Origin of the sequence: Aeromonas sp. ZOR0001, from assembly GCF_000801015.1 — a bacterium.
In the GTDB taxonomy this organism is placed as follows: Bacteria; Pseudomonadota; Gammaproteobacteria; order Enterobacterales; family Aeromonadaceae; genus Aeromonas; species Aeromonas veronii.
In genome coordinates this window covers 211,170-217,954 of record NZ_JRJY01000080.1, presented here as the reverse complement: position 1 = coordinate 217,954, position 6,785 = coordinate 211,170, and the positions used below count along the sequence as shown (strand labels likewise).

Annotated in this window: 6 protein-coding genes; 4 read left to right on the top strand and 2 right to left on the bottom strand. The window is 62.6% G+C overall.

Going from position 1 to position 6,785, the window contains the following annotated elements; genetic code table 11:
• A partial coding sequence (locus L972_RS10825) for a substrate-binding domain-containing protein (protein ID WP_047438214.1) occupies positions 1–506 on the bottom strand: 506 nt, incomplete at its 3' end.
• Positions 507–576: 70 nt separating this feature from the next.
• Between L972_RS10825 and torS the strand changes: the two genes are divergently transcribed.
• The gene (gene torS / locus L972_RS10820; protein ID WP_047438141.1) at positions 577–3,402 is read left to right on the top strand and encodes a TMAO reductase system sensor histidine kinase/response regulator TorS; all 2,826 of its coding nucleotides are present in this window, start codon (positions 577–579) and stop codon (positions 3,400–3,402) included.
• 51 nt (positions 3,403–3,453) lie between these two features.
• On the opposite strand, the gene L972_RS10815 is transcribed toward torS, so the two are convergent.
• Positions 3,454–3,738, bottom strand: coding sequence for a hypothetical protein (locus L972_RS10815; RefSeq protein WP_019445934.1), 285 nt, complete (start codon positions 3,736–3,738; stop codon positions 3,454–3,456).
• Positions 3,739–4,062: 324 nt separating this feature from the next.
• Here L972_RS10815 and glyA point away from each other — a divergent pair, with 324 nt between their 5' ends.
• From glyA to ribD, 3 genes are all read left to right on the top strand, one after another.
• Positions 4,063–5,316 carry a serine hydroxymethyltransferase gene (glyA, locus tag L972_RS10810; RefSeq protein WP_005338884.1) on the top strand — a complete coding sequence of 418 codons (1,254 nt, stop codon included), beginning with the start codon at positions 4,063–4,065 and terminating at the stop codon, positions 5,314–5,316.
• Between the two features lie 150 nt (positions 5,317–5,466).
• The gene (nrdR, locus tag L972_RS10805; RefSeq protein WP_005338880.1) at positions 5,467–5,916 is read left to right on the top strand and encodes a transcriptional regulator NrdR; all 450 of its coding nucleotides are present in this window, start codon (positions 5,467–5,469) and stop codon (positions 5,914–5,916) included.
• 97 nt (positions 5,917–6,013) lie between these two features.
• The coding region (ribD, locus tag L972_RS10800; RefSeq protein WP_047438237.1) for a bifunctional diaminohydroxyphosphoribosylaminopyrimidine deaminase/5-amino-6-(5-phosphoribosylamino)uracil reductase RibD at positions 6,014–6,785 on the top strand (772 nt) is incomplete at its 3' end.

Here is a 6,785-nt window from a genome sequence, read left to right as displayed (position 1 = left end):
CGCTGCGCCAGCCAGTGGCCAATCTGCCAGCCCATCTGGTACCAGGAGACCCCCACCTTCGCCTGCACCAGACCGCTGGGCAGATCGTTGACCAGCCCAAAGATCGGCAGCGGCGTGACCTTGATGGCCTCGCGCAAGCCCTGATAGCTCACCGCGCCGAGCAAGATGGCGTCGCTCCCTTCCTGCACGCAGCGCTGCAACTGCTGGCGCTGCTCGGCAAGGGCGCCGTAACCCCCTGCTTCGTGGATCTGCAGCTTGACTCCCAGCCGCTTCGCCTCGTCCACCATGCCCTGATTGACCGAGAGCCAGTAGGCGTCGCGCAGATGGGGGTAGAGGGCACAGAGGGTCAGCGGTTTGGTTGCGGCAGCGGGTTCCGGCCACTGCTGGCGCACCGGCTGGCCGCTGAATTCGCCGCCGGGCCAGATATCGACCGCAAAGGCGAGGGCGGCGCGGGGAAGCATTAGCAACCAGATCAGCAACAACGGGGAGAGATAGACGCTTCGCATGGTCAGGGGTTTTGTTAAAGTGTTGGGCCATATTATCCGGTCAAAGCCGACCACAACCAAGGGACTTCCCGTGAGAATCTTTTCCGGCCTGGGTGGCAAGTTGTTGCTGGCCTTCTCCCTGATGGCGTTGCTGACCCTGAGTGCCTCCCTGCTGGGCTGGGTGGGGCTTAGCCATCTGCGCCAGCTGGAGCAAGGGGTGCAGCAGACTCTGGCCGATCAGGAGCTGGCCCGCACGCTCTCTCGCCTCAGCGGCGAGATCCAGAGCACGTCGCGGCTGCTGGCCACCGCAACCAGTGAGCAGGAGCGGGAACATCAGGGACGCTTGCTCACTCTGCAGGGGCAACAGCTGCAGCAGGTGCTGGTGCAACTTGGGCGTGGGCAGGGTTCAACAAGCATCGATCAGCTCAGTCAGAGCATCATCGGCAATCTGGGTCAGCAGGGCTGGCTGGTGGGAGAGCGGTTGACCTTGATGGTGCAGGGAGAGGCGCAGCGGGCCCGTCTGGTGGCGGCGGCCGGACAGATCGCCGAGCTGGCGCGCAGCCAGATGGAGAACGCCGAAACCGTGATGGTGGCGGGATTGGGTTTCCTCTACCAACAGCAAGGTGCGCAGGCGACCCGGACGCTGGACCGCCTGCTGGAACAGGATCTCGACTGGCTGGAGCAGATGACCGAGCTGCGTCATCGCACCCTGATGCAGCAGCAGCGCATCGAGGAGATGTGGCGCAGCGAACGACAGGAACAGTTGCAAACGCTATTGCAAGAGGGGCTGCGGGAGCTTGCCATCTTGCAATTGCGAGCCGGGGCGGTGACCGATCCGGCCCGCCGGCAGGCGGTGGAGCAGGCGCTGACCGTGCTGGCGCAGAGCGACAAGCTGGTGCAACTGCGCAGCGACTGGCTCGGCAAGGGGGAGGCGCTGCGGGTGCTCGCCAGTGCCAACGAAGCCCTGATGAGCAGCCTCAACCAGCAGGTCGGTGAGCTGGTCAGCCGTGCCCGCGATTCGCTGGGGCAGAGCCAGCAGGCGCTAAGCCAGCGTCTCAGGCTGCTGGAGCAGGCGTTGATGGGCATTGGCCTGCTCACCCTGCTACTGCTGATGCTGCTGATGTGGCGCATGGTCTATGGCCGGATCGTCTGGCCGCTGCAACGGGCGGTGGCGGGGATGAGCCGGTTGGCGCGCGGGGATCTGGCCCCCCTTGAGCCGCTTGCCAGTACCGGGCGCGATGAGCTGGCGGAGCTGGGGCGGGCCCTGCAGGTGTTTCGTGACAATGCGGTTGAGCTGGGCCGCTATCAGCGCGAGCTGGAGTCACGGGTCGAGGAGCGCACCGGCCAGCTCAGCCACGCCAACGAGCGGCTCAATGAGGAGGTGGAGAAGCAGCGGCAGGCCCGCGCCGAGGCCGAGCAGGCCAACCGGGCCAAGTCGGTGTTTCTCGCCACCATGAGCCACGAGATCCGCACCCCCATGAACGGCATTCTCGGGGGCCTGACGCTGCTGGAAGATACCCACCTGAGCGATACCCAGCAGCGCTATCTGGCCGCCATCGAGCACAGTGGCGAATCCCTGCTGGAGATCCTCAACGACATTCTCGACTACTCCAAGATAGAGGCGGGCCATGTGGAGGCGCGCCGCGAGCCCTTCCCCCTGTTCCAGCTGGTGGATGAGCTGAGCGCGCTGTTTCGGCCAAAGGCAGCGGCCAAGGGGGTCACCCTGGCGTTGGAATATGCGCCCGGGCTGGCGCCTGTGGTCGAGGGGGATCTGGGCAAGCTGCGCCAGGTGCTCGGCAACTTGCTCGGCAATGCGGTCAAGTTTACCGCCCGTGGCCAGATTACCCTGACGGTGGCGCCTCTTGCCTGCCAAGGCCCTTGCGCCGAGCCCTGCATCCGCTTCGTGGTGCTCGATACCGGCCCCGGCATTCCGGCCGATGAGCAGGAGGCGGTGTTCGAGGCGTTTCGCCAGCGCAAGCGTGATATAGGCCATCAGGGCGGCACCGGGCTGGGACTGGCGATCAGCCGCAAGCTGGTGACTGCCATGGGGGGCGAGCTGAACCTTGTCAGCGAATCGGGCAAGGGGTGTGAATTCAGCTTCAGCCTGCCCTTGCAACGCTCGAGTGCCCAGCTGCCTGCCGAGGCACAGCCGCTGCACCTTGGTCAGTCCCGTGACATCCTGCTGGTGGAGGATAACGAGATCAACCGGTTGGTGGCGCACGGCATGCTGACCCGCCTCGGCCATCGCGTCACCCTGGCCGAGGATGGTCGCAGTGCGCTGGCGCTGGTGACCGAGCGTCCCTTCGAGCTGGCGCTGCTCGATATCAATCTGCCCGATATGGACGGCATGACCCTGCGCGAGGATCTGGCCGCCATCAGCGAGGAGATGCATGAGCGGCCGCTGCCCGCCATCGCCATCTCGGCCCAGATGTATCCGGAGGATATCCGCCACTGCCTTGCCGCCGGGTTTGTCGATTTTGTCGGCAAGCCGGTGCGGCTGGCGGTGCTGGCGAACGCCATAGATCAACTATTTCGACAAGAAGGGGCCTCTATCGAACCGCAGGTGCAGTTATCAGTAGCCGTGCCCCCAATTAACCACCCTGAGTGGGCCAATCCGGTGCTGGATGCCGATCTGCCCCTGCTCGGCATGGCGCGGATCCGCCAGCTGGTCGCGCTGTTTGAGTCGCAAGGGCGGGTGTTGGTGGATAAGTTGGCTCAGGGTGAGGGAAGTGAGCAACGTCAGCTGGCGCACAAGCTCAAGGGGAGTGCGCTGGCGCTTGGGTTGACCGAATTTGCCAGCCACTGTGCGGCTCTTGAGGCGGGAGGCGGGGAGCCTGCGACAATCGGGGCGCAATTTGACGCGGCGGTGAGCGGGTTGCAGCAGTGGCTGGCGGCCGACAGGGATGCGCCGTTCTGATCCCTGCTGGCGATGTACGGCGTTTAGGGAGGGTGGCCAGCCTCTGCGTCGTTATTCGATCTCGCGAAACAGCACCTGCTTGCACTTGGCACAGACCCATTCCCGGCGAAAATCGGTCAGGTGCACCATGCCCACCTCCAGCAACTCGTGGTGGCCGCAGTGATAACAGAAGATGATGTCGCCATCGACTGATTCAGGGTGGGCCGCCAGATATTCGGCTTTGGTGGGGAGCTGCTCCCACGAGGTGGTGGGGACATGCTTGCGCTGGCTGGTGTAGTAGACCCAGTAGAACAGAAAAAAGACAGCCAGGATCACGAATGTCAGCAGATGGTCCATCTTGAACTCCTCCGGTTAGGTGCAGCCCCTCGGATGCATGGCTGCAATCAGCTCCATCATCATTAAATTTGTTTCGAATGAATATGTTACAGGATGGATAAAGAGGGCGTTGTGATCCCCTTCGGGTTTTGCCCGCCCGCGGCGGGATGAAAAATGTGCCGTTTGGCGGAGCGGCCAGGGTATTGAACGGGGAGGGAATCTTGTTTTTTACAACATAAATTCAACATTTTTTTAGGTGGTTGGACTGTCTCTTTGATCCAGCTCACGTTACAATGCCCGCGCCCACTTCACCTAACGCGCAAACGATTTTCAGGAGAGAAACGGATGTTGAAACGTGACATGACCATCGCCAATTATGATCCGCAATTGTGGCAGGCCATCACAGACGAAACCCGTCGTCAGGAAGAGCATATCGAGCTGATTGCGTCTGAGAACTACACCAGCCCCCGTGTCATGGAAGCCCAGGGCTCCCAGCTGACCAACAAGTACGCCGAAGGTTACCCCTCCAAGCGTTACTACGGTGGTTGCGAGTATGTGGATGTGGTCGAAACCCTGGCTATCGAGCGCGCCAAAGAGCTGTTCGGTGCCACCTACGCCAACGTGCAGCCGCACTCCGGCTCCCAGGCCAACAGTGCCGTCTACATGGCCCTGCTGCAGCCGGGCGACACCGTACTGGGCATGAACCTGGCCCACGGCGGTCACCTGACCCACGGCTCTCCGGTCAACTTCTCCGGCAAGCTTTACAACATCGTGCCTTACGGTATCGATGAGTCCGGCAAGATCGACTACGACGACATGGAACGTCAGGCTGTCGAGCACAAGCCGAAGATGATGATCGGTGGCTTCTCTGCCTACTCCGGCATCGTTGACTGGGCCCGCATGCGCGAAATCGCTGACAAGGTCGGTGCCTACCTGTTCGTCGACATGGCTCACGTGGCTGGTCTGATTGCCGCTGGCGTCTACCCGAACCCGGTTCCCCACGCTCACGTGGTCACCTCCACCACTCACAAGACCCTGGCCGGTCCGCGCGGTGGTCTGATCCTCTCCGCCGCTGACGACGAGGAGCTCTACAAGAAGCTCAACTCTGCCGTCTTCCCGGGTGGTCAGGGTGGCCCGCTGATGCACGTCATCGCCGGTAAAGCCGTTGCCTTCAAAGAGGCGCTGGAGCCGGAGTTCAAGACCTATCAGGCTCAGGTCGTCAAAAACGCCAAGGCGATGGCCGCCACCTTTATCGAGCGCGGTTACAAGATCGTCTCCGGCGGTACCGACAACCACCTGATGCTGGTTGATCTGATTGGCCGCGAGCTGACCGGTAAGGATGCTGACGCTGCGTTGGGCAAAGCCAACATCACCGTCAACAAGAACTCCGTGCCCAACGACCCGCGCTCCCCGTTCGTCACCTCCGGTGTACGGATCGGTACCCCGGCCATCACCCGCCGTGGTTTCAAGGAAGCCGAGTCCATCGAGCTGACCCACTGGATCTGCGACGTACTGGACAACCACGACAACGATGCCGTACTGGCCACCGTGCGCGAGAAGGTGCTGGATATCTGCCGCCGCTTCCCGGTTTATGGCTGATAAGTCAGACCATCCGGTTTGAGACCAATGCCACCTGCGGGTGGCATTGTTTTTTCTGGCTTTTACCGGTTTTGGATGGCCGTGCTACACTGGCCGACCTAGATCCTGGCCCGCCGGGCCGGTCCCTGTTCCATTAACGCCGGAGGTCCGATGCATTGCCCATTCTGTAGTGCGGTTGATACCAAGGTGATCGATTCCCGCTTGGTGGCAGAAGGCCATCAGGTGCGCCGCCGTCGTGAGTGTCTGCTCTGTCACGAGCGTTTTACCACCTTCGAGATGGCCGAACTGGTGATGCCCCGCGTCATCAAGTCCAACGGTTCCCGCGAGCCGTTCAACGAAGACAAGCTGCGCGCCGGCATCCTGCGGGCGCTGGAGAAGCGGCCGGTGAGCATGGAGGCCATCGAAAAGGCGGTCAACCATATCAAATCCCGCCTGCGTGCCACCGGCGAGCGTGAAGTCGCCTCCGAGCTGGTAGGCAATCTGGTGATGGATGAGCTCAAGAGTCTGGACAAGGTGGCCTATATTCGCTTTGCCTCCGTCTATCGCAGCTTCGAAGATATTCGCGAGTTCGGCGAAGAGATCGCCAAGCTGGAGAAGTAAACCGCCATTCTCACCCATGTTGCCGCGTCCGATTACGCTGCGCTAATCGAACCTACGATACTGCGTAAAGTCGAGATGTGTTGTCAAAGGAGCCCGAATGTTTAGTCAAGATGATTACCAATGGATGAGTCGGGCCCTCGAACTGGCCCGCCGCGGCCGCTACACCACGGCCCCCAACCCCTGCGTCGGCGCCGTGCTGGTCAAAGATGGCGTGGTGGTTGGCGAAGGGTGGCATCAGAAGGCGGGCGAGCCCCATGCCGAGGTTTACGCCCTGCGCGCCGCCGGTGACAACGCCCGTGGTGCTACCGCCTATGTAACCCTCGAACCCTGCTCCCATCACGGTCGAACTCCCCCCTGCGCCGAGGCGCTGATCAACGCTGGCGTAGCGCGGGTGGTGGCGGCCATGGTCGATCCCAATCCCCAGGTGGGTGGGCGTGGCCTGCGTATGCTCTCCGAAGCGGGGATCAAGACCGATTTCGGCCTGCTGGCGAGCGAAGCGGAAGCGCTCAACCCGGGCTTTTTCAAGCGGATGCGGACCGCCTTCCCGCGAGTGACCGTCAAGCTGGGGGCCAGTCTCGATGGCCGCACCGCCATGGCGAGCGGCGAGAGCCAGTGGATCACCTCCCCGGATGCGCGCCGTGACGTGCAACGACTGCGGGCCCGTCACGATGCGGTGCTCTCCAGCGCCGAAACCGTGCTGGCCGATGGCGCTTCCCTGACCGTGCGCTGGGATGAGCTGCCCCCCTCGGTCAAGGCGAGCTATCCCAAAGAGACCCTGCGCCAGCCGCTGCGAGTCATCGTCGATTCGCAAAACCGCCTCACACCCGACTTGCCGCTGTTCCAGAGCGAGAGTCCGGTGCTGCTGGCCC

Coding starts and splice junctions, on each gene's coding strand:
- glyA (WP_005338884.1), top strand. CDS start 4,063: ATGTTGAAACGTGACATGACCATCGCCAATTATGATCCGCAATTGTGG.
- L972_RS10815 (WP_019445934.1), bottom strand. CDS start 3,738: ATGGACCATCTGCTGACATTCGTGATCCTGGCTGTCTTTTTTCTGTTC.
- nrdR (WP_005338880.1), top strand. CDS start 5,467: ATGCATTGCCCATTCTGTAGTGCGGTTGATACCAAGGTGATCGATTCC.